Genomic DNA, 19,544 nt, shown 5'->3' with positions numbered 1-19,544 from the left:
ACACGGCGCGCCGTCACCCGAATGCCCCGGGTGGCCGCCGGGTGGCCCGTACGAGCACGTCGTACGGGCCACCCGCCGGGGAAGCCGACCCGCTACTGCGCCATCTCGTACGCCCCGGCCAGCGCCTCCACGCGGGCCCAGACGCGGGCCGAGCGGTCCTCGTCCACGACCGGGCGACGGACGGCGGCGAGGGCCCACTCCTGCTGCGCGACGGTGGCGGAGTCCTTGCCGTGCAGCTCTACCGCGTGCCCCGAGAAGTCGCGGACGAGGACGGAGAACAGCTCGTCGAGCACGGACTCGTCCAGGTCCGTCAGGCGGGCCTGCTCCAGGATCAGCTGCCCGTGCACCACCAGCGCGAACAGCTGGCCGACCGAGAGCAGGAAGTCCAGGTCGCGGCTCTGCTGCTCGTCGGGCGCGACGGTGGCGACGAACTCGGCCAGCGCGTCGGCCTGTTCGCGGAACCGGGCCACGTTCGGCACGGCCGCGTAGCCGTCGTAGGCGGGGCGCCAGTCGTGGAAGCGTACGGAGCCCAGGCCGCGGGCCGGGCCCTGACGGAAGAGGAAGTCGTCGTCGGCGGCGTCCAGGCGCGTGGGCACGGGCTCGTAAGCGGCGGGCTCCAGCAGGTGGTTGCGCATGAACTTGAGGATCAGCGCCAGGTTGACGTGGACCGTGCCCTCAAGCTTCGGCAGGCCGCGGATCTCGATGGCCGCCTGCGCGAAGTAGTTGTCCTTCTCGAAGCCCTTCGCGGCGATGACGTCCCACATCAGGTCGATGACCTTCTCGCCCTCCGTGGTCACCTTCATCTTCGTCATCGGGTTGAAGAGGAGGTAGCGGCGGTCGTCGGGCCCGGCGGAGCGGAAGTAGTCCACGGCACGGTCGCTGAACAGCTTCATGCCGACGAGACGGACGTAGGCGTCGGCCAGTTCGCGGCGCACGTGCGGGAAGGCGGTGACGGGGCGGCCGTAGAGGATCCGGTTGTGGGCGTGCGTGACGGCCTCGTACATCGCGTGCTCGCAGATGCCGATGGAGGCGGTGCAGAGGTTGAACTTGCCGACGTTGACGGTGTTCAGCGCGGCGTCGAAGGCGGCGCGGCCGGTGTGCAGGACGTCCTCGGCGCGGACCGGGTAGCCGTCGAGGCGGAACTCGCTGACGAACTTGGAGGAGTCGACGACGTTCTTGACGAGCGAGTACGCCGGGTGGCGGCTGTCGGCGGCGAAGAACACGTAGCCGTCGGGGCCTTCGATGTCGGTGCGGCGGCCGAAGACGGAGACGAGGCCGGCGACGTTGCCGTTGCCGATGTAGTACTTGGAACCGGTGGCGCGGAAGCCGCCGTCGGCGTCGGGCTCCAGCAGCATGTCGGTGGAGTAGATGTCCGCGCCGTGCGTCTTCTCGGAGAGGCCGAAGGCGAACACCTCGCCCTCGGCGAGGAGTTCGGCGGCGCGGGCGCGGGCGGCGGCGTTGTCGCTCTGCCAGACCGGGCCGAGGCCGAGGATGGTGACCTGCCAGGCGTACCAGTAGTCCAGGCCGTAGAAGCCGAAGATCTCGTTCAGCGCGGCGATGCGGGCGGTGTCCCAGCGCTTGTCCGGAGCGTCCTCGCCGGCGGCGGAGGCGGGGGTGAGGAACGTCGCGAACAGGCCCTCCTTGGCGGCGAAGGCGAGGAAGTCGGCCAGCCAGGCGCGCGAACGGTAGTCCTCGATGAGCTGCCGCTTCCCACGCGCCTCGAACCAGTCGACGGTGGCCCGCAGCAGCCGCCGGGTCTCCGGGTCGAAGTGCGCGGGGTCGTAGGTGTGCGGGTGGAAGAGCAGTGCGTCGGACATGGCGAGTCACCTTCCGAGGGGGTGGAGTGAGGTGGGCGGGAGTGCGAGTGCGAGTCGGGCGATCAGGCCCCCGTCGAAGGGCCCGGCGGGGTGTCCGTGGTGGTTGCGATGCGGTGGAGGGTGGTCAGGACGTCGTCCAGCCAGGCGATCGACATGCGTTCCTGGGCGATGCCGCCCCGCAGGACCACGTGCTGGAGCTCCCGCCCCGCGTCCAGGGGTCTCGGCGCCTCCGGGCCGGTGAAATCGCGCTGTTCACCGGCGAGGTAGCGCGCCAGCCGCTCGCTGTGCGCCGCGTGGTGCCGTTCCACCTCGTGGATCAGCGAGGCCGGGTCGCCGCCGAAGGCCGCCCCGCGGATCTTCACCGCGAGCTCGTGCCGAAGGCTCTCCGGCTCGATCGGCTCGCGCAGCCAGCCGGCCAGGGCCGTGCGGCCCGGTCCCGCGACGGAGTACTCCTTCTTGTCCGGCCGCCCCTGCTGCGGGACCTCGCGGACGGCGAGCATGCCCTCGCTCTCCATGCGCTTGAGGACCCGGTAGATCTGCTGGTGGGTGGCGGTCCAGAAGTAGCCGATGGACCGGTCGAACCTGCGCGCCAGCTCGTAGCCGGAGCCGGGTTTCTCCAGCAGGGAGACGAGGATCGCGTGGTCGAGGGCCATGCCGCCGATCCTGCTATGCAACTCGTTGCATAGACAAGCCGTGGCAGGCAGGTGAGACGCGGCTCACCCGCACCACCCCCGCCGGGCAGCACCATTCCCGCACGGACGCCTCCGCCGCTACGGGGCCGCTTCGGCCACACCGCCCGCACCCGCTTGACGTGCGGGCGGCCGGGTACCAGCCTTGCCCGGAGTTACCGAACGGTAAGGGGAAAGGGTGGTGTCCATGCACACGGACGAGGACGCGCGGCGCACGGAACAGGACCGGGACGACGCGGAGTTGCTGTTCCAGCCGGTGGCACGCCAGGCCGAGCTGATACGCACCGGAAAGACCACCTCCCGCGCCCTCGTCGAAGCCGCACTGCGCCGCACCGCCCGCCTCGACCCCGCCCTCGGCGCCTTCCGCGTGGTCCTCGCCGAACAGGCCCTCGCCGAGGCCGACGCGCGCGACGCCGAAGCCGCGCGGGAGGCACTGGAGGCACAGGAGTCGCACGCGCCCCTGGGCCCCCTCCACGGCGTGCCCGTGGCCGTCAAGGACGAGCTCGACCTCACCGGCCAGGTCACCACCTTCGGCGGCTCCGCCAACCGCACCCCCGTCACCGCCGACTCCGAAGCCGTACGCCGGCTGCGCGCCGCCGGAGCCGTCGTGATCGGGAAGACCGCCATGCCCGAGTTCGGCCAGTGGCCCTTCACCGAATCCGCCGCCCACGGCCACACCCGCAACCCCTGGGACACCACCCGTACCCCCGGCGGCTCCAGCGGCGGCAGCGCCGCGGCCGTCGCGGCCGGACTCGTCGGCGCGGCCCTCGGCGGCGACGGCGGCGGATCCATCCGCATCCCGGCCGCCTGCTGCGGCCTCTTCGGCCTCAAGCCGCAGCGCGGCCGCGTCTCCACCGCTCCCACCCCGCACCTCTGGTACGCACTCGGCACCATCGGGCCGCTGACACGCACCGTCGGGGACGCCGCCCTGCTCTACGACGTCCTCGCCGGCACCACCCCCACCGACCGCTGGAGCGCCCGCCCGGCCGCCACCAGCTGGGTCCGGGCCCTGGAGACCCCGCCCGGCCGGCTGCGCATCGGCTACTCGGCGAAGCCCGCCGTGCCCGGGGTGCGTCCCGATCCGCAGCACGTCGGGGCACTGCTGGAGACCGTACGGGCGCTGCGCGAGCTGGGGCACGACGTACGCGAGGTCGATCCCCGCTACCCGGACGCGACGGCGCCGTTCGCCGCGCAGTTCTGCGGCGGTGTCCGGGCCGAGGCCGCGGCCGTGGAGCACCCCGAGCTGCTGGAGCGGCGCACCCGCAGCACGCTCGCGCTGGCCCGGCTGGTCCCGGAATCGGCCGTGGAGCGCGGGATCCGGGCGGGGGAGCGGCTGGCGGAACGCGTCGACCGGATGTTCACCACCATGGACCTGCTGCTCACCCCGGTGATCGCGGAGCGCCCGCGCCGGGTGGGTGCGCTGGACGGCGCCGGGCTGCTGACGGCGCTCGCGCGCTCCCGCCCGATGGTGGCCTACACCGCGCTGTGGAACGTCACCGGCCACCCGGCCGCCTCCGTACCGGCGGGCCTCGGCCCGGACGGGCTGCCGCTCGCGGTGCAGCTGGTGGGGCGGCGGGACGACGAGGTGACGCTGCTGCGGGTGGCCGCGCAGCTGGAGGAGGTCCGGCCGTGGGCGGAGCGGAGGCCGGACGTGCCGGTCAGCTGACGGCGGGCCCTGAGGGGCGGGTCACCACCAGTACAGGGGGTACCTCGGGGCCTTGCGCCGGACGCGGGAGGCGGCGTAGCCGGTCAGGACCAGCAGCACGGTCGAACCGAACAGCAGCGGAACGAACCGCTCCGGGGTGGGCGTCTGGAGGACGACGATCACGGCGGTGGCCACGGCGGGGGAGTGCGGCGTACGGGCGGCCATGTTGACGGCGAGCGTGAGCCCGGCGGCGACGGCCGCCGCCCAGCCGCTGCTGCCGGCCGCGGCGAGCACGGCGTAGCCGACGGCACAGCCGATGAGGTGGCCGATGACGACGCTGCGCGGCTGCGCGAGCGGCAGCGCCGGGGCACTGTGCACGAGCGCGGCGCTTGCGGCCAGCGGCGGTATCAGCACGGGCTCGTGGATCATGGCCCCGATCGCGACGAGCGCCAGCAGCACGGAGGTCGCGGCGGCGATGCTGTGCAGCGCGGCGCCGGGCGTGGGGCGCGCGGGCGGGGCGGGGGCGACGGGTACCGGGGAGGGGACGGTCGGTGACTCGGGGCGCAGCGCCGTGTCGAGGCTCATGTATCGCGTTTCAGGTACGGGCGGCCGTGGCGGGCCGGGGCAGGACAGGACGGGGTGCGCCGGGCAGATCATTGCCGAGACGGGCGACGACGGGCCGTGGGTAAGCCGCGAACGTCCGTTACGACCCTATACGGCCCGCGCAAGCCCGCTGCGAGCAGGTCGCCCGGCCCGGGGGAGCAGCGGCACGGCCGCGGGTAGCCTGCGCTGACATGATCATCGACCAGTACGTCTACTTCGCGCTGCGCAGCGAGCGCACCACCGCCCAGCAGATGACGGCGGTCCTGGGCCTGGAGCCCGACGAGACCACCGCCCGCGGCACCCGCCGCGCGGAGCCGGCCGTACCGGTCTGCCACGCCTGGAAGATCGCCTGCCGGGCCCCGGATCTCCGCGTGGACGAACAGATCGCCCATGTCATGGCCCGCCTCCGCCCCCACATGCCCCGTGTGGCCGACCTCGCGCGCCGCCTGGACGAGGAGGACGGGGGAGGGCCGGCCGCGGTCCTGCAGATCGTCCGCTACTTCAGGAGCCCTGACCCTGCCCCGGGCCTCTTCGGCTGGAGCCTGGACCGCGAGACCGTGGACTTCCTGGCCGCGACGGGAGCCGTCCTGGACGTCGACGAGTACGACCTCTCGGACTGAGCGGGGGTACGGCCGGACCGCCGCGCCTGGTTCGAAGCGCGGGCGGATCTTGACACGTTCCGGGCGCTGCTCACGGCTTGAGGGCCGGACCGTGCGGCCCCGGGCCCTGCCACCCGCCGCTGGCCCGGGCTCTGGATCGGGCCCGCACCACCGGCCAGGGCTGGGTCCGGCTCGCGCCGGAGTTCCCGTACGAGACCGTGCCCGAGCTCGCCGCGCGGGCCGCGGAAGCCGAGTGGATCTCGTACGAGGGGGAGGCTCAGGAGGCGGTGCTCTGGTTCTTCGGCGCGGGCGGCGCCCCGCGCCCTCCGCCGGCGGAGCCGCTGCGCAGGGCAACGCTGCTGCCCGGCGGCAACTCGCTCACCGGACCCGGACTGCCGGCGCCCACGCCACGACCGCTGGGCCACTACCTCTACGAGCCGGACCCGGCCGTGGTCCCCGCCGGCCTGCTCGCGGAGCTCGTCTCCGGCGGCCTCGCGCACGCGGCCGGCCCGCTCCGCACGGGAGACGAACCGCACCCGACCCCCCATCGCGACCGCCCACCGGATCACGGCCGCCCTGCCCTGCCGAGACGGCGCTGAGCTCCAGCACCTCGCCCGGCGAACCCTGGTCGGCCACCCGATCACCCGGCTCGCGGCGGCAACGCGGGGCCGGGACCTGGCCCCGTACAAGATCCCGCACGATCTCGCGGCCCCACCCGACCCGGACGGGGTGACCGTCTTCGTCACCGCCCGCGCGTCCGGCCTCACCGCCGTGCTCACCGACCCGCTGAGGGGCCGCGCCGCCACGGACTGTGCCTGAGGCGTCCAGGGATCGTTTACGGGGCGCCCCTGGCCTGCGTTCCATGGACCTTGATGACGAACTCAAAGCCCTGGCAGTCCAGAAGGACCTCCCCGCCGACCTGGTGCGGCGTCTGATCCGGCACCCGGTGGCCCGTCGGCAGGTCGCGTTGATGCGCCGGGACCTGACCGAGGACCAGATCGAGGAGATCATGCGGTTGGGCGCCACCCGGTCTCTCGCCGCGAACGGGTCCGTTCACTGGCGGACCAGGGCCCGGCTCGCGGAGCATCCCGAGCCGGTGATCCGGTGCGCGATCGCCGCAGGCGTCAAGGACGAGCCGGCGGGCCTGCTGGCCCGTCTGGCGGCGGATCCGGACGAGTCGGTGCGGTGGTTTCTCGCGCTGAACGCCAACCTGCCCGCAGATCTCCTGGCCCGATTGGCGGCCGACCCGGAGACCCGCGTGCGCGAGGCCGTCGTTCCGCGCTGGCGTGAACTGCCGGACGAGGTACGCCGGATGCTCCTGACGGATGCCGACGCGGGCATCCGCCGCCTCAGCGCCCGCACCTTTGTCCCGCCGGCCGACCTCCTTTCCGGACTGCTGGCCGATCCCGAGACCCGGGCCGGCGCCGTCCGTCACAGTGCCCCGACGTACGCTCTCGCCACCGACCCGGACGCAGACGTACGTCAGGCCGTCGCCGCTCACCCGGACCTGCCCGCCGATCTGCGGGACCTGCTGGCGGAGGATTCGGACCTGTTCGTACGCAACGAGGTGGCGGGCCGGTCCGACACCCTGCCGGAGCTGCGCGACCGGCTCGCGGCCGGGCTGGAAGCCACGAGCCCGGTAGAGGCGTGGTTCCTCTCGTTCCGCCGGGACGAGCACGCCTGTCCGCCGCGCCCGCCCGAGCCGCCGACCCTCACGCGACCGCAGGCCGAGTGGTTGCTCGAACGGGCCGGTCTTTAGGCGGTCCGGGTCAGAGTCAGAGGCCGACGCCGGGGGTGCGGGTGGGGGTGGGGGACGGGGGTGGTGGGGTGGAGGAAGGGGTCGTGGGGCGGGGGAGGGTGGAGCGGTTGAGGTTTACGCCGGGGAGGAATTCGGCGCCGCGCGTGATGCGGATCGTGGCGTCCGCCTGTTGGTAGGCGGTGGGCGTGGGGGCCGGGGGAGGGGGGAAGGTGCCCCGGTCTGTGGTGATCAGGGCGGTGGCCAGGCCCTGGGTGGCCAGTTTTTCGGCGTTCTCGCGGCCTACCGAGTAGCCGCGGCCCGTGGTGCTGTCCGCGTACAGGGAGTGGATGAAGCCCTCGGGGGCCATACGGCCGCCGTACCAGTCGCGGCCCGCGTCGAACTCCTTGCGGCCGGCCAGCCAGCGCTCCGCGTTCTGTGCGAGGCACTGGTCCTCGGGGACCTCGACCGACAGCAGGACGCGTTTGTCGTAGCCCTCCTGGCGGAGGTCGCCCAGGAGGTTCGAGGTCCAGCCGAGGGCGCGTAGCGACTGGTCGTACAGGAGGTTGTAGCCCTCGGCGCGGGCCCAGCGTTCGACGACGTCCTGGATGTGGCCCGACTCCCGGTGGACCAGGGACGCCTTCTCGGAGGGGGAGAGGGGGCGGCCGTCGGAGAGGCGTTCCAGGGCCGGCGGCAGCTGCGGGGCGCCGCCCTGTTCGAAGAGGGCGATCTTGAACTCGTCCGGGTCCAGGACGACGTAGTCGTCGAGATCGACCCCGTGCACGGCGCGCAGCTGCTCGCCGAGCGCGGAGTCCTGCGCCTGCCACTGCGACAGGCCGCGCTGGGCCCTGCCCTTGCCCGAGCCGGGGGCTCCGCCGGTGAAGAGGACGGCGTGGCCGTCGCGCGGCTTGCCCTGGCACTGGCTCTTGAAACGGTCGATGAGGGCGTCGTGCAGGAGGGCACGCTGCGGGGTCCACAGGCCGTTGGCCTGGTGGCGGTTCTTGGTGTCGAACTCCCCGGCCACGGACAGGTCCCCGCCGGGGCCCATGCGTTGCTGGAGCTCGCGGTAGAGCGGTTCGTACTCCCCGGCCACGGGCACGGACACGTGCGGGTTCTCCTCTCGGCGGTGGTGGTTGTGGCGGCGGCGGTGGTGGTGGCTCAGGCGCCGCCGCGCCGGGCGAGGCGTTCCCGGATCTCCTCCATGTCCTGGGGAGTGAGCTTGCCGAGGCCGCGGGCCTGGTCGACGACCGCGAGGGTGTTGTCCTGGTGGGTCGGCGCGGTGTGGGCCGGGTCGAACCACTCTTCTTCGAAGTCCCAGCCGGCGATGGCCGCCAGGGCCTCGGCGCGGGGGATCTCGCCGGCCGCGTAGCGGTCGATGTACTCGCGCAGCGATGCGTTGCCGGTCATGACTGCCGCCCTCTCGTCTCCGTGGTCACGGAGGTGATCATGCCAATGCTTGGCGCTGGGCCGCCACCTCTGGCTCTGCGGCCGGCGGTGGCAGGTGTACGGTGCCCCGCGCGCGGCGGCCGCCTCCTTCCGGCCGTACGGCTGCGGCCGACCGCGCACCGGATCCGGCACGGCGACCCGCTCTACTGGCCCTGGGCGTTGGTGCCATCGGCGGCGGGCGGTGCGGCTGCACCCGCCGCGCCGCCGACCCGCCGGAGCCCTCCGCGGATCGCGCCACCCTGTGTCTGCAACCACCGGGTCGGGGAGGACCGTTGTGTCCCGCCTTCGGGTGGTCGCCAGCCGCTGTTCTGCCGGCGGCGCCTACGCCGTCCCCCCCTCAGCGGTCCGACAGCGGACGGCGGCGCCGGGCAGGGTCCGTCAGGGCAGTCGGGCGCCAGGCGCCGTCCGGGTGGTAGAGGTTGGTGCCCGGCGGGACGATGTCGTCGATGCGGTCCAGCGTTGTGTCGTCCGGGATCACCGAGACGCCCTTCACCAGGGAGTCCAGCTGGTCCATCGTGCGGGGGCCGATGATCACCGACGTCACCGCCGGGTGCACCAGCGGGAAGGCCACCGCCAGTTCCGGCAGGGTGCAGCCGAACTCCTCCGCCACCTCGATCAGTTGCCCGGCAGCCGCCAGCTTCGCCGCGTTGCCCGGGATCGCCGGATCGAAGCGGGCCGGTGTGAGGGCCGCACGGCCCCGGCTCAGGTCGGCCTCCTGGCCCGCCCGGTACCGCCCGCTCAGGAAGCCCGAGGCGAGCGGGCTCCAGGTCAGGACCCCCATGCCGTACCGCGCGGCCACCGGCAGTACGTCCTTCTCCACCCCGCGCGCCAGGATCGAGTACGGCGGCTGCTCGGTCCGGAAGCGGGCCAGGCCGCGCCGTTCGGACACGTGGTGCGCCTCGGCGATCTCCTCGGCGGGGAAGGTGGAGCAGCCGAAGGCCCGGATCTTGCCGGCCCGTACCAGGTCGCCCAGGACACCCAGGGTTTCCTCGATGTCCGTGTGCGGGTCCGGGCGGTGCACCTGGTAGAGGTCGATCACGTCCGTGTCCAGCCGGGTCAGGCTGTCCTCCACGGCGCGGGTCAGCCAGCGGCGGGAGTTGCCGCCGCGGTTGCGGCCCTCGCCCATCGGGAAGTGGCCCTTGGTGGCGAGGACCACGTCCTCGCGCCGCTTCCCGCGCAGCGCCTTGCCGACGATGGTCTCGGACTCGCCCGCCGAGTACATGTCCGCCGTGTCGACGAAGTTGATCCCGGCGTCGAGGGCCGCGTGGATGATCCGTACGCAGTCCTCGTGGTCGGGGTTCCCCACGGCCCCGAACATCATCGTGCCGAGGCACTGCACACTCACTTCCAGGCCGGTTCCGCCGAGGAATCTGTATCGCATGGTCATACCGGCGGACCCTACGAGTTGGAGTGCACTCCAGCGCAACCCTCAACGCGGCGCGACCGCCCCCGAGTCCGGGGACCGGCCGAGGCCGGAGGTGTCGACCGCCTCGAAGTCGGATCCCTTGAAGCCCTTGAGTGCGGCGAGCTGGTCGTTGTCCCAGGCCGCGTTCTCCTCGCCCGAGATGAACCACGCGGACCCGTTGTCCGCGACGATGGCGCCGTACGTCTTGAGGGCGTCGGCCACCGCCTTGGCCTGCGGCTCCAGCTTCGAGGTGTTGACGGAGCTCTTGAGCCGCAGCCGCAGGCCCATCGGCGGCAGCGAGGGGTCCGCCGCCGCGCCGGCCTGGTGCCGTGCGGGCCATACGTAGCTCTGGTCCGAGCGCGGCACCGTGACGCGGATCGCGTGGTCGATGCGCCCGGACGCCGCCTCGTCGTGCCGCACCAGGCCGGGCAGGATGGCGAGCCCGGCGGCGTCGGCCGAGGTCCACCCGTCAGGGCGCAGCTCGTTGCTCCGCAGGTCGAAGACGGCGCCGCTGCCCGCGTGCCAGGTGTTCCCGCCGCGCGGCTCGGCGTCGTACAGCTCGTAGGACTTGCAGGGGCCGCGGTCCCAGACGACGACGTGCCGGTCGCCGTCGCTCGCCGGGCCGTTCTCGATCCTGGCGCCGGACGGGATGCGGTATCCGGAGGGGTCGCTCTCCTCGGGGACGTCGAAGGTGACCCGCGACTCCGGCACCGCCGTGTCCGAGACGGTGACGGGGATGCCGATCGGCCGGCCGTCCACCAGCCCCGAGCCGAAGTCCGGGTGCAGCGGGGCGTCGGAGCCGATCGAGGAGACGTAGCGGGCGGAGTCCGGATGTACGGGCAGCGTGTCGACGGGCGCCCGCCAGAAGCTGTCCGACGGCGCGGTCTCGCAGGCGGGGGCGGCGGCCCGCGCCGGTTCCGCGTATCCGGAGACCAGGCAGGCGGAGGCCACGGCGAGCGTGGTCGCGGTCGCGGCGGCACGGAAGCGGGAGGGCGGGCGAGGGGTTCGCCTCGCCCCTGCCGCCCGCCGGGCGTGAGCTGTGCTCCGTGTGCTCGTCATGGCCTCACCCCGTCCGAGCGGGCTCCTGGGGGGAGCCTCCGCTGATCCGTCTGCGAGTGCCCTTCCAGCGTAGGCGGCGTCCTCTTTTTGCGTCCTCCCGTTCGCATAGCGGACGGAATGAGGGCCTCCGGAGAGGGGTGGCGGCGGATACGTCTTTTCGGCCAGGGTGCAAGCGATTACTCACGGTAAGGGCTGCCGCTCGGCTCCCGTCCCGACCCCGGTCCCCCCTTGGCCCCACCCTCGCGCCCCGCCCGCCCCAACAGCGGGAATTCACACGGTGATACCCGGGGTAGTACGAAAGATTTCCCGACCCGTGACCGCCCTGCCGCAAAACGCGTCCGAAAATGACAGGTTTGCTTTGACTCTTGATCGGCCGATCGGTGAAGGTCGTTCACATGTCCGACACAAATCGAGCTGCCTCCGGTGGCCCTCTGCGCCTGCGCGACTTCCGACTGTTACTCGCGGGAGCCGCCACCGGACAGCTCGGTGCCCAGGTGACCCTGGTGGCCCTGCCGCTCGTGGCCGTGCTCGAACTCGACGCGCCCGCCTTCCAGGTGGGCCTGCTGACCGCCGCGGAGACCGCCGCCTTCCTGCTCGTCGGGCTGCCCGCCGGCGCACTCACCGACCGCATGCGCAAACGGCCCCTGATGATCCGCGCGGACCTGGTGCGCGCCGTGGCGATGGCGAGCATCCCCCTCGCCGCGCTCGCCGGGGCGCTGACCATGGCGCAGCTCTACGCCGTCGCGCTCGTCACCGGCGTGGCGACCGTGTTCTTCGACGTCGCCCACCAGAGCTACCTGCCGCAGATCCTGCCCCGCGAACAGCTCGTGGCCGGCAACGGCGCGCTGGAGACGGTCCGTTCGACCGCGCAGGTCACCGGCCCGGGCATCGGCGGCGGACTGGTGCAGCTCGTCGGAGCGCAGTTCGCCGTCATCGTCGACGCCGTCGGATACCTGCTCTCCGCCCTCTTCCTCCAGCGCGTCGCACAGCCCGAGACGGCGCCCCCGGCCCCCGCCCCCGGCGGCTCCCTGGGCAAGGAGATCGGCGAGGGCGTCCGCTTCATCCTCGGCCACCCGCTGCTGCGCGTCATCGCCCTCACCACCGGACTCGCCAACTTCTGCACGGCCGTCCTGATGGCCACACAGACCGTGCACCTCGTCCGCGTCGTCGGGCTGGAGGCCGGCGGACTCGGCCTCGTCCTCTCCGCGTCCGCCGTCGGCGGACTCCTCGGCGCCCTGTGCGCCGGGCGCCTCGCCGCCCGCCTGGGTCAGGCCCGCGTGATCCTGCTGTCCGTCCTCGCCACCGGCCCGTTCGCGCTGCTGTGGCCGCTGTCCGGGGCCGGTGCCACCGGCGCGGTCCTCTTCGCCGCCGGATCGGCCGTCGTCTCCTTCGGAGCCGTCGTCTACAACATCGCGCAGGTCAGCTTCCGCCAGAGCATGTGCCCGCCCCGCCTGCTCGGCCGGATGAACGCCACCCTGCGCTTCCTCATGTGGGGCACCCTGCCCCTCGGCGCGCTGCTCGGCGGAGCCCTCGCCCAGTCCTACGGCTCGCGCACCGCGCTCGTCTGGTGCGCGGTCGGCATCCTCGCCGTCCCCCTGCCGCTGCTGTTCTCCCCGCTGCGCCGGATGCGCGACCTGCCCGCCCCGGCGGACGAGACCGACACCACCACCGACACGGGCACCGCCACCGCCACCGACACCCCCGCGAGCAAGGACGCCGACACGGACGCCGGGGAACGCCCCGCCCCCGCCTCCACCGGCTGACCACCACCGTACGGCGCACCGGGGCGCACCCCGCCCCCGCCCGCCACCCACACCGTCCGCGCGAGCACGCGAGCACGCGCCCGCGGCCACCACGAAGGGGACCACGTGCCCAGCATCACGAGCCAGTACCTGGCCCGCTACCGGCGCCTCGCCGGCGACGGGCCCGACACCCTGCTGCCCGTCACGGGAGCACAGCGCCGCTTCCTGCTGGTGCGCGCGCTGGACCCGGCCGGGCGCCCCGACGTCGTGCCCATGTTCTTCGCCTTCCCCCACGGCGCCGTCGACCCCGACCGCCTGCGCGCGGCCGCCCGTGCGCTCGCCGCCCGGCACACCGCCCTGCGCTCCCGGCCCACCGTCCTGCGCGGCACCCCCGTCCTGCGGGTCGGCGCCCCGGACATCCCCCTGACCCACCCGGAGCCCTTACCGGGGGAGCGGCCCGCCGACACCCTGCGCCGCGCCCTGGCCGCCTGGGACCCGCAGGGCCCGCCCCTGCGGCTCTTCCTCGTCCACGACGCCCAGCGCGCCGAGGACCTGCTCGCCGTCGCCCTCGACCACGCCGTCTGCGACGGCCGCTCGCTCGCCCGCATCGTCGACGAACTCGGCGCCGCCTACGGGGAGTACGAGGCCCAGGCCCCCGGAGCCGCCCCCGCACCGCAGGAGTCCGCCACCGAAGCCGCCGCCTACGAGGACGCCGTCCTGCGCCAACTCGCCGCCGAGGAACGGGCGGAGACCCCCGAGGCCGCCGCCTACTGGGCGCGCCGCCTGCACGCCCTGCACACCCACGCCCCGCAGCCGCGCCCCGCAGCCGTACCCGAGGGCGCGCGGCCCAGCGGTGCCGCGCAAGCCGTCCTGCCCGCGCACGACGGCGGAGTCTCCTTCCCCGGGCTGCTCGACGCCTGCCGCTCCGCCGCCCGCGAGCTGTACGGGCCCGCCCGCACGGTCCCGCTCGGCTACCCCTGGGGCGGCCGCCCCGCGGGCGCGGAGCCGGTCATCGGCTGCTTCCTCAACACCCTCGTCTTCCCGGCCGACACGGACCCTGACCTCACCTCCGACGCCCCCGGCAGCGGCTTCGGACCCGGCCCCGAGGACACCGCCGACGCCTGGTGGGACGACCTCGACCGGGCCGACGTACCCTTCGACGCCGTCGTGAAAGCCGTACGGGCCGCCGGCTCAGGCTGGACCGGCGGTCTCGACGGACTGCTCACCGTGGACGACGACAGCCGCCGCCCGCCCCTGCGGCTGGCCGGCGCCGAAGGGCGCGAGGTCCACATCGACGGCAGGCCCGTCCGCGGCCCCTTCGCCGTCTCCGTCACCCAAGGCGCCGAGATCCGCCTGCGGATGGTCTGGGACCGGGCCGTGCTCGACGACGAGACCGCCCACCGCGCCTTCGACGCCCTCACCCACGCCCTGCGCCCCGCGGAGCACACCGTACGGTGACCCGCCCGCCGGAACCGCCCACCCAGCGGTGACCCCGGCACGCGACGAGCCCCCGGCGCACGCCGCCCCCCGGCGCCCTCCGCGATACCCGCGCCCCCACCCCGTACGCCGTACCGCCCGGCCCCCACGGCCCACCCACGCCGTCCGCCGCGCACCCCGAACCTCCCCCCCCACGGCATCCCCCACGCAGTACCCGGCACCGCGCGACCCGCGGAGCCGACCGCACGAGCGCCCGGACACGACCGTGACCGGCACCGCACACCGACCCGACAACCTCAGGGATCGCCCATGCTTCCCCTCTCCTCCTCGCAGGAGATCGTCTGGCTGCACGAGCAGATGCAGCCCGGCAGCCGCGCGTACAACTTCACCGCCTCGCTCGACCTGTGGGGCACCCTCGACACCGAAGCCCTGCGCCGCGGACTCGCGGCCACCCTGGCCCGCCACCCCGGCCTGCGGCTCGAACTCGTCGCCGCCACCGGCTCCGTACCGGCCCAGCGGGTCGCACCGCACTGCGCGCCCCGGCTGCACACCGTCGACCTCGGCGCGGAGGAGGACCCGGAGGCGGCCTTCGCCCGGCTGCTGCGCACCGAGGCGGAGACCCCGCTCGACACCTTCGAGGCGCCGCTCATCCGCTGGACGCTCGTCAGGCTCGCGGACCGCCACCACCGGCTGATCCACGTCGAGCACCACCTCATCCACGACGGGCACTCCTTCGCGATCCTGCTGGACGACGTCTTCCGCGTCTACCGCGCCCACGTCCTCGGCGAGCCCCTGGAACTGCCCTCCGCCTCCTCCTACGCCGACCACATCACGGCCCGCGCCGAAGCCGCGTACACCCCCGCCTCCCTCGACTTCTGGCGCACCGCACTGCGCGACCTCCAGCACGACCTGCCGCTGCCGGGCCTGGCCCGCCCCGGCGCCCGCCGCCGGCACCACGGCGGACAGCTGCGCCAGACCATCGGCGCCGACCTCGCCGAACGCCTGCGCGGCCACGCCCGCGACCGCGGCCTCACCCCGTTCAGCACGCTCCTCGGGCTCTTCGCCGAGCTGCTGCGCCGGCACAGCGGCCGCTCCCGCATGGTCATCGGCACCGCCGTCGGCAACCGCCCCCTCGGCTACGAGGACGCGGTGGGCATGTTCGTCAACACCATCGCGCTGCCCCTCGCCCTGGACGCCGCACTGCCCGCCCAGGACACCATGGACGAGGTCACCGACACCCTGATCCGGGCCCTGCCCCACCAGGACGTGCCCGTCCAGGAGCTGACCCGGGCGCTCGGCATGCACACCTCCGGCGCCGACAACCCGCTGTTCTCCGTCATGTTCAGCGCCCACGACGCGCCCCTGCCCGAGATCGACGTGCCCGGCCTCGACATCACCCTCTTCGAGGGCTTCAACACCGGCACCACCCGCTTCGACCTCGACGTGGTCCTGCTCCCCGACGACCGGCGCGGTGTCACCCCCCGCGTCGGCGCGCCCGGCATGACCCTCGTCTGGGACTACGACGCCGACCTCTTCGGCGAGGACATCGCCCGGCTGCTCTCCGGCCGCTTCCTCGACCTGCTGCGCGCCTACCTCGACAGCCCGGAGACCCCGCTGGCCGACCTCGCGCCCGCCGCCGTGGAACCGGCCGCCGAGCCGCTGCCCGTACCCGCCGACCGGGACCCGCTGGACCCCGTCGCCGCCCACCACCGCTCCCTGCCGGCCGTGCTGTGCGGAGCCCGCCGCCTCACCTACGGCGAACTCGACGAGCGCGTCGACTCCCTGGCCCGGCGGCTGCGCGCCGCCGGAGTGGCCCCCGGGATGCCAGTGGCCGCGGTCCTGCCCCGTGGGCTCGACTCCGTCGTCGCCCTCCTCGCCTGCCTGCGCACCGGCGCCGTGCACTGCCCGCTGTCCCCGGCCGACCCGCCGGCCCGGCTCGGCCTGTTGCTGGAGCGGCTGGCCCCCGCGCTGGTCCTCACCGGCGACAGCACCCCGGCCCTGCCCGGCACGCTGCCGACCGCCCGGATCGACGCCGGGGAACTGCCCGCCGCCCGCACCGGCACCGTCCTCCCCGGGACCGCGTACGTCATCCACACCTCCGGCTCCACCGGCACACCGAAGCCGGTCGCCGTGGGCCCCGCCGCACTGGTGCACCACATGACGGCCACCGCCGAGCGCTTCGGCCTCACCACCTCCGACCGGGTCCTGATGTTCGCCCAGCCCTCCTTCGACGTCTCGCTGGAAGAGGTGCTGCCCACCCTGCACGCCGGGGCCTGCCTGGTGCTGCCCGAGTACGAGGTCCCCACCGGCGCCGAGCTCGCCGGACTGCTGGCCGACGCCCGGGTCACCGTCGCCAACCTGCCCACCAGCTACTTCCTCGCCACCCGCGAGGACCTGCGCCCCGTCCTGCGCGACGAGACCTGGGCGCCGCGGCTCCTGGTGCTCGGCGGCGAGCGGCTGCCCGTGGAGGCCCTGCGCGGAGTCCTGGCCGACACCGACGCCACCGTGCTCAACGTGTACGGGGTCACCGAGGCGGCCATCAGCTCCACCGTCCACGAGGTCTCCCGCGACGCCCTCACCGAGGGCGCCGAGATCCCGCTCGGTACGGAGCTCCCGGGCGAGCGGATCCACATCCTCGACGCCCACCACCGCCCGCTGCCCCCGGGCGCGGTCGGTGAACTGGCCATCGCCGGGCCCGGACTCGCGGAGGGCTACGCGGGCAACGCGGAGGTGACGGCCGCACGGTTCGTCACCGTCGACGCCCTCGGCGGGGAGCGGGTCTACCTCACCGGCGACCTCGGCTACCGCGGTCTGGACGGCCTGCTGTACTTCCTCGGCCGTCGCGACAACCAGATCAAGCTGCGCGGCCACCGCATCGAGCTGGAGGAGATCGAGGCCGCCGCCTCCGCGGTGCTGGGCGGGCGGTCCTGCGCCGTCGTCCTGGACCGGGAGAACGCGGGCGGCCCCCGGCTCGTGGGCTTCCTCGAACTCGGCCCCGAGGGCGCGGAGTTCGACGAGAAGACGCTGCACGCCGAGCTGAGCCGCCGGCTGCCCGGCCCCCTCGTCCCCGCCCGGTGGGCCCGGCTGGAGAGCATGCCGACCCTGGCCGGGGGCAAGCCGGACCGTACGGCGCTCTCCCGACGGGCGGCCGGCCTGGCACCCGAGGACACCGCCCCGGCGGAGCCCGCCGCCGACGGCCCGGACCACGACCCGGCCCCCGCGCCCGTCCCGGCCGACCCGATGACGGCGCTGCTCACCGAGGGCTGGAGCAAGGTCCTCGGCCACAGCCGCTTCGACGCCCGCTCCCACTTCTTCCACAGCGGCGGCCACTCCCTGCTGGCCGCGGAACTGGCCGCCTGGCTGGAGCCCCGCCTGGGCACCCGCCCGCCGCTCCGCGTGCTCTTCCGCAACCCGGTACTCGCCGACCAGGCCGCAGCCCTCGCCACCACCAGCCACACCACGGAGTCGTGATGACCACCCACTCCCTGACCACCGCTGTCCTGCCCGCCGCTTCTCTCGACACGGACCCCGCGCTCAGCGTCGTCCACGGGCCCGCCGCCGAACCGAGCCGCGTCCTCGCCCGGTTCGAGGAGTGGGTCCGGCGGACGCCGGAGGCTCCCGCCGTGGCCGACGGCGCCCGGGTCTGGAGCTATCAGGAGCTCGACACGGCCGCCGCCGAGCTGGCCGCTGCCCTCGGGGACCGGGTCCGGGCCGGGGATCTGGTCGGCGTCTGCCTCGACCGGTCCGCCGCGCTCGTGGTGACCGCCGTCGCCCTCGCGCGGGCCGGCGCCGTCTACCTGCCGCTCGGGCCGCGGCCCGGCGAGCGCCGGACCCAGGCCGTCACCGAAGACCTCGATGTGGTCTGCCTCATCGGGGACCCCGCCGTCCTGCCCGCCGAGTACCGCACCGGGCAGCACACCCCGCTTCCGCTGCCCACCGACGGGGTCAACGCCCCCGCCACCGCCGTGGCCGCCTTCACCGACTCCGCCCGCGGTACGCGCCGCGCGCCCGAGGGGGCCCTGTACGCCGTCCTCACCTCCGGCTCCACCGGCCGCCCCAAGGCCGTGGCCGTCGCCGAAGCCTCGCTGTCCGTGGCCCTGGACTGGTACCGGGCCGCGACCGGACTCGCCCCCGGCGACCGCCAGTCCCTCCTCATCGGCGTGGCCTTCGACCCGCACCTGCTCGAACTGTGGGCCGGCCTGACCTCCGGAGCCGCCCTGGTCCCGGCCCCGGACGACACCCGCTGGGACTCCCACGTCCTCACCGACTGGTGGCGCGAGGCCGGCCTCACCCACGCCGTCGCCGCCACCCCCACCGTCGAACCGCTCCTGGACCGGCCCTGGCCGCAGGGCCTGAGCCTGCGTCACCTCGTCGTCGGCGGCGACCGTATGCGCCGCCACCCCGGCCCCGATGTCACCGCCACCGTCCACAACGCCTACGGGCCCGCCGAAGCCACCGTCCTCGCCACCGCCCACACCCTCCGTGCCACCGGCCCGCGCGCCGGCGACCCGGCCCCGCCGCCCATCGGCACGGCGCTGCCGGGCGTGACCCTCGTCGTCACGGACACCGAGGGCCACCCCGTGCCCCGTGGGCAGGACGGCGAACTGCGCATCGGCGGCCACTGCCTGGCCCTCGGCTACCTCGACCCCGAACTCACCGCTCGCCGCTTCACCGCGCCCCCGGCCGGAACCGCCCTGCCCGTCGGGGACCGGCTCTACCGCACCGGCGACCGCGTCCGCATGCACTCCGACGGCAGCCTCGACTTCCTCGGCCGCCTCGACGACCAGGTGAAGATCAGCGGAGTGCGCATCGAACCGGCCGAGGTCGAAGCCGCCTTCGAGCAGGACCCTCGGGTGCGCACCGCCGTCGTCACCGTGCTGCGCGACAGCGCCAGCCACAGCCGCCTCGTCGCCCACGTGCGCCCCGCCGACGGCACCACGCCCGAAGCGGGCGACCTGCTCGACGCCGTCCGCTCCTGGCTGCCCGAACAGGCCGTCCCCGCCGCCGTACGGCTCGTCGAGGAGTTCCCGCTCGACGCCAACGGCAAGGTCGACCGGCCCGCCCTCGCCGCCCAGGCACCGGCCGCCGCGGCAGCCCCGGCCGCGGAGGACGACAGTGCCCTCACCGCCGCCGAACGGCTCGTACTGACCACCGTCCGCGATCTCCTCGGCCGGCCCGGGACCGCCCTCACCGACCGGTTCAGCGACGCGGGCGGCACCTCCATCATCGCCGCCCGCCTCCTGGAGACCGTCGAACGCGAGACCGGCGTGCGCCTGCGCGCCCCCGAGCTGCTGCGCAGCACCGACCTGCGTGCCTTCGCCGCCCTCCTCGACCAGCGCCGGACCCCGCGCCCGGAAGGAGCCTGAC

The 19,544-nt window shown here is 74.4% G+C and carries 15 protein-coding genes; 8 read left to right on the top strand and 7 right to left on the bottom strand.

Annotation, left to right across the window (positions count from 1 at the left end; genetic code table 11):
* Positions 1-92: 92 nt before the first annotated feature.
* Complete coding sequence (locus tag ABZ873_RS14815) at positions 93-1,817, bottom strand: acyl-CoA dehydrogenase family protein (protein WP_360870616.1); 1,725 nt, start codon at positions 1,815-1,817, stop codon at positions 93-95.
* Positions 1,818-1,879: 62 nt separating this feature from the next.
* Positions 1,880-2,470, bottom strand: a complete 591-nt coding sequence (locus tag ABZ873_RS14810; RefSeq protein WP_360870613.1) for a PadR family transcriptional regulator — start codon at positions 2,468-2,470, stop codon at positions 1,880-1,882.
* Positions 2,471-2,693: 223 nt separating this feature from the next.
* On the opposite strand from ABZ873_RS14810, the gene ABZ873_RS14805 reads away from it, so the two are divergent.
* The gene (locus ABZ873_RS14805; RefSeq protein ID WP_360870670.1) at positions 2,694-4,172 is read left to right on the top strand and encodes an amidase; all 1,479 of its coding nucleotides are present in this window, start codon (positions 2,694-2,696) and stop codon (positions 4,170-4,172) included.
* A gap of 21 nt (positions 4,173-4,193) precedes the next feature.
* Here ABZ873_RS14805 and ABZ873_RS14800 read toward each other — a convergent pair whose 3' ends face one another.
* The gene (locus ABZ873_RS14800; RefSeq protein ID WP_360870610.1) at positions 4,194-4,736 is read right to left on the bottom strand and encodes an HPP family protein; all 543 of its coding nucleotides are present in this window, start codon (positions 4,734-4,736) and stop codon (positions 4,194-4,196) included.
* A gap of 209 nt (positions 4,737-4,945) precedes the next feature.
* Here ABZ873_RS14800 and ABZ873_RS14795 point away from each other — a divergent pair, with 209 nt between their 5' ends.
* The 3 genes from ABZ873_RS14795 to ABZ873_RS14785 all read left to right on the top strand — a co-directional run bounded on the left by ABZ873_RS14795 (position 4,946) and on the right by ABZ873_RS14785 (position 7,112).
* Complete coding sequence (locus ABZ873_RS14795) at positions 4,946-5,374, top strand: DUF4279 domain-containing protein (protein WP_360870606.1); 429 nt, start codon at positions 4,946-4,948, stop codon at positions 5,372-5,374.
* Positions 5,375-5,451: 77 nt separating this feature from the next.
* Complete coding sequence (locus ABZ873_RS14790; RefSeq protein ID WP_360870603.1) at positions 5,452-5,952, top strand: hypothetical protein; 501 nt, start codon at positions 5,452-5,454, stop codon at positions 5,950-5,952.
* Between the two features lie 263 nt (positions 5,953-6,215).
* A complete protein-coding gene (locus tag ABZ873_RS14785; protein WP_360870600.1) occupies positions 6,216-7,112 on the top strand; it encodes a hypothetical protein in 897 nt (298 codons plus the stop codon).
* A 16-nt stretch (positions 7,113-7,128) separates the two neighbouring features.
* Here the strand turns inward: ABZ873_RS14785 and ABZ873_RS14780 are convergent, their stop codons facing one another.
* From ABZ873_RS14780 to ABZ873_RS14765, 4 genes are all read right to left on the bottom strand, one after another.
* Complete coding sequence (locus tag ABZ873_RS14780; RefSeq protein ID WP_360870597.1) at positions 7,129-8,193, bottom strand: zeta toxin family protein; 1,065 nt, start codon at positions 8,191-8,193, stop codon at positions 7,129-7,131.
* Positions 8,194-8,246: 53 nt separating this feature from the next.
* The gene (locus ABZ873_RS14775) at positions 8,247-8,495 is read right to left on the bottom strand and encodes a hypothetical protein (protein WP_360870594.1); all 249 of its coding nucleotides are present in this window, start codon (positions 8,493-8,495) and stop codon (positions 8,247-8,249) included.
* Positions 8,496-8,871: 376 nt separating this feature from the next.
* Positions 8,872-9,915 carry an aldo/keto reductase gene (locus tag ABZ873_RS14770; protein WP_360870667.1) on the bottom strand — a complete coding sequence of 348 codons (1,044 nt, stop codon included), beginning with the start codon at positions 9,913-9,915 and terminating at the stop codon, positions 8,872-8,874.
* 48 nt (positions 9,916-9,963) lie between these two features.
* Positions 9,964-10,890 (bottom strand): hypothetical protein, encoded by a 927-nt coding sequence (locus ABZ873_RS14765; protein WP_360870591.1) that lies wholly within the window; start codon positions 10,888-10,890, stop codon positions 9,964-9,966.
* A gap of 503 nt (positions 10,891-11,393) precedes the next feature.
* Between ABZ873_RS14765 and ABZ873_RS14760 the strand changes: the two genes are divergently transcribed.
* The 4 genes from ABZ873_RS14760 to ABZ873_RS14745 all read left to right on the top strand — a co-directional run bounded on the left by ABZ873_RS14760 (position 11,394) and on the right by ABZ873_RS14745 (position 19,543).
* Complete coding sequence (locus ABZ873_RS14760) at positions 11,394-12,761, top strand: MFS transporter (RefSeq protein WP_360870588.1); 1,368 nt, start codon at positions 11,394-11,396, stop codon at positions 12,759-12,761.
* A gap of 105 nt (positions 12,762-12,866) precedes the next feature.
* A complete protein-coding gene (locus ABZ873_RS14755; RefSeq protein WP_360870585.1) occupies positions 12,867-14,198 on the top strand; it encodes a condensation domain-containing protein in 1,332 nt (443 codons plus the stop codon).
* A 288-nt stretch (positions 14,199-14,486) separates the two neighbouring features.
* Positions 14,487-17,648, top strand: coding sequence for an amino acid adenylation domain-containing protein (locus ABZ873_RS14750; RefSeq protein ID WP_360870582.1), 3,162 nt, complete (start codon positions 14,487-14,489; stop codon positions 17,646-17,648).
* Positions 17,648-19,543, top strand: coding sequence for a non-ribosomal peptide synthetase (locus ABZ873_RS14745; protein ID WP_360870579.1), 1,896 nt, complete (start codon positions 17,648-17,650; stop codon positions 19,541-19,543). The genes ABZ873_RS14750 and ABZ873_RS14745 overlap by 1 nt, the downstream gene beginning before the upstream one ends.
* Position 19,544 lies beyond the last annotated feature (1 nt).

It is taken from the genome of Streptomyces sp. NPDC047014, from assembly GCF_040644195.1.
Lineage (GTDB): Bacteria > Actinomycetota > Actinomycetes > Streptomycetales > Streptomycetaceae > Streptomyces.
The sequence above is the reverse complement of the archived record's forward strand: the minus strand, read 5'-3'. Positions and strand labels throughout refer to the sequence as shown.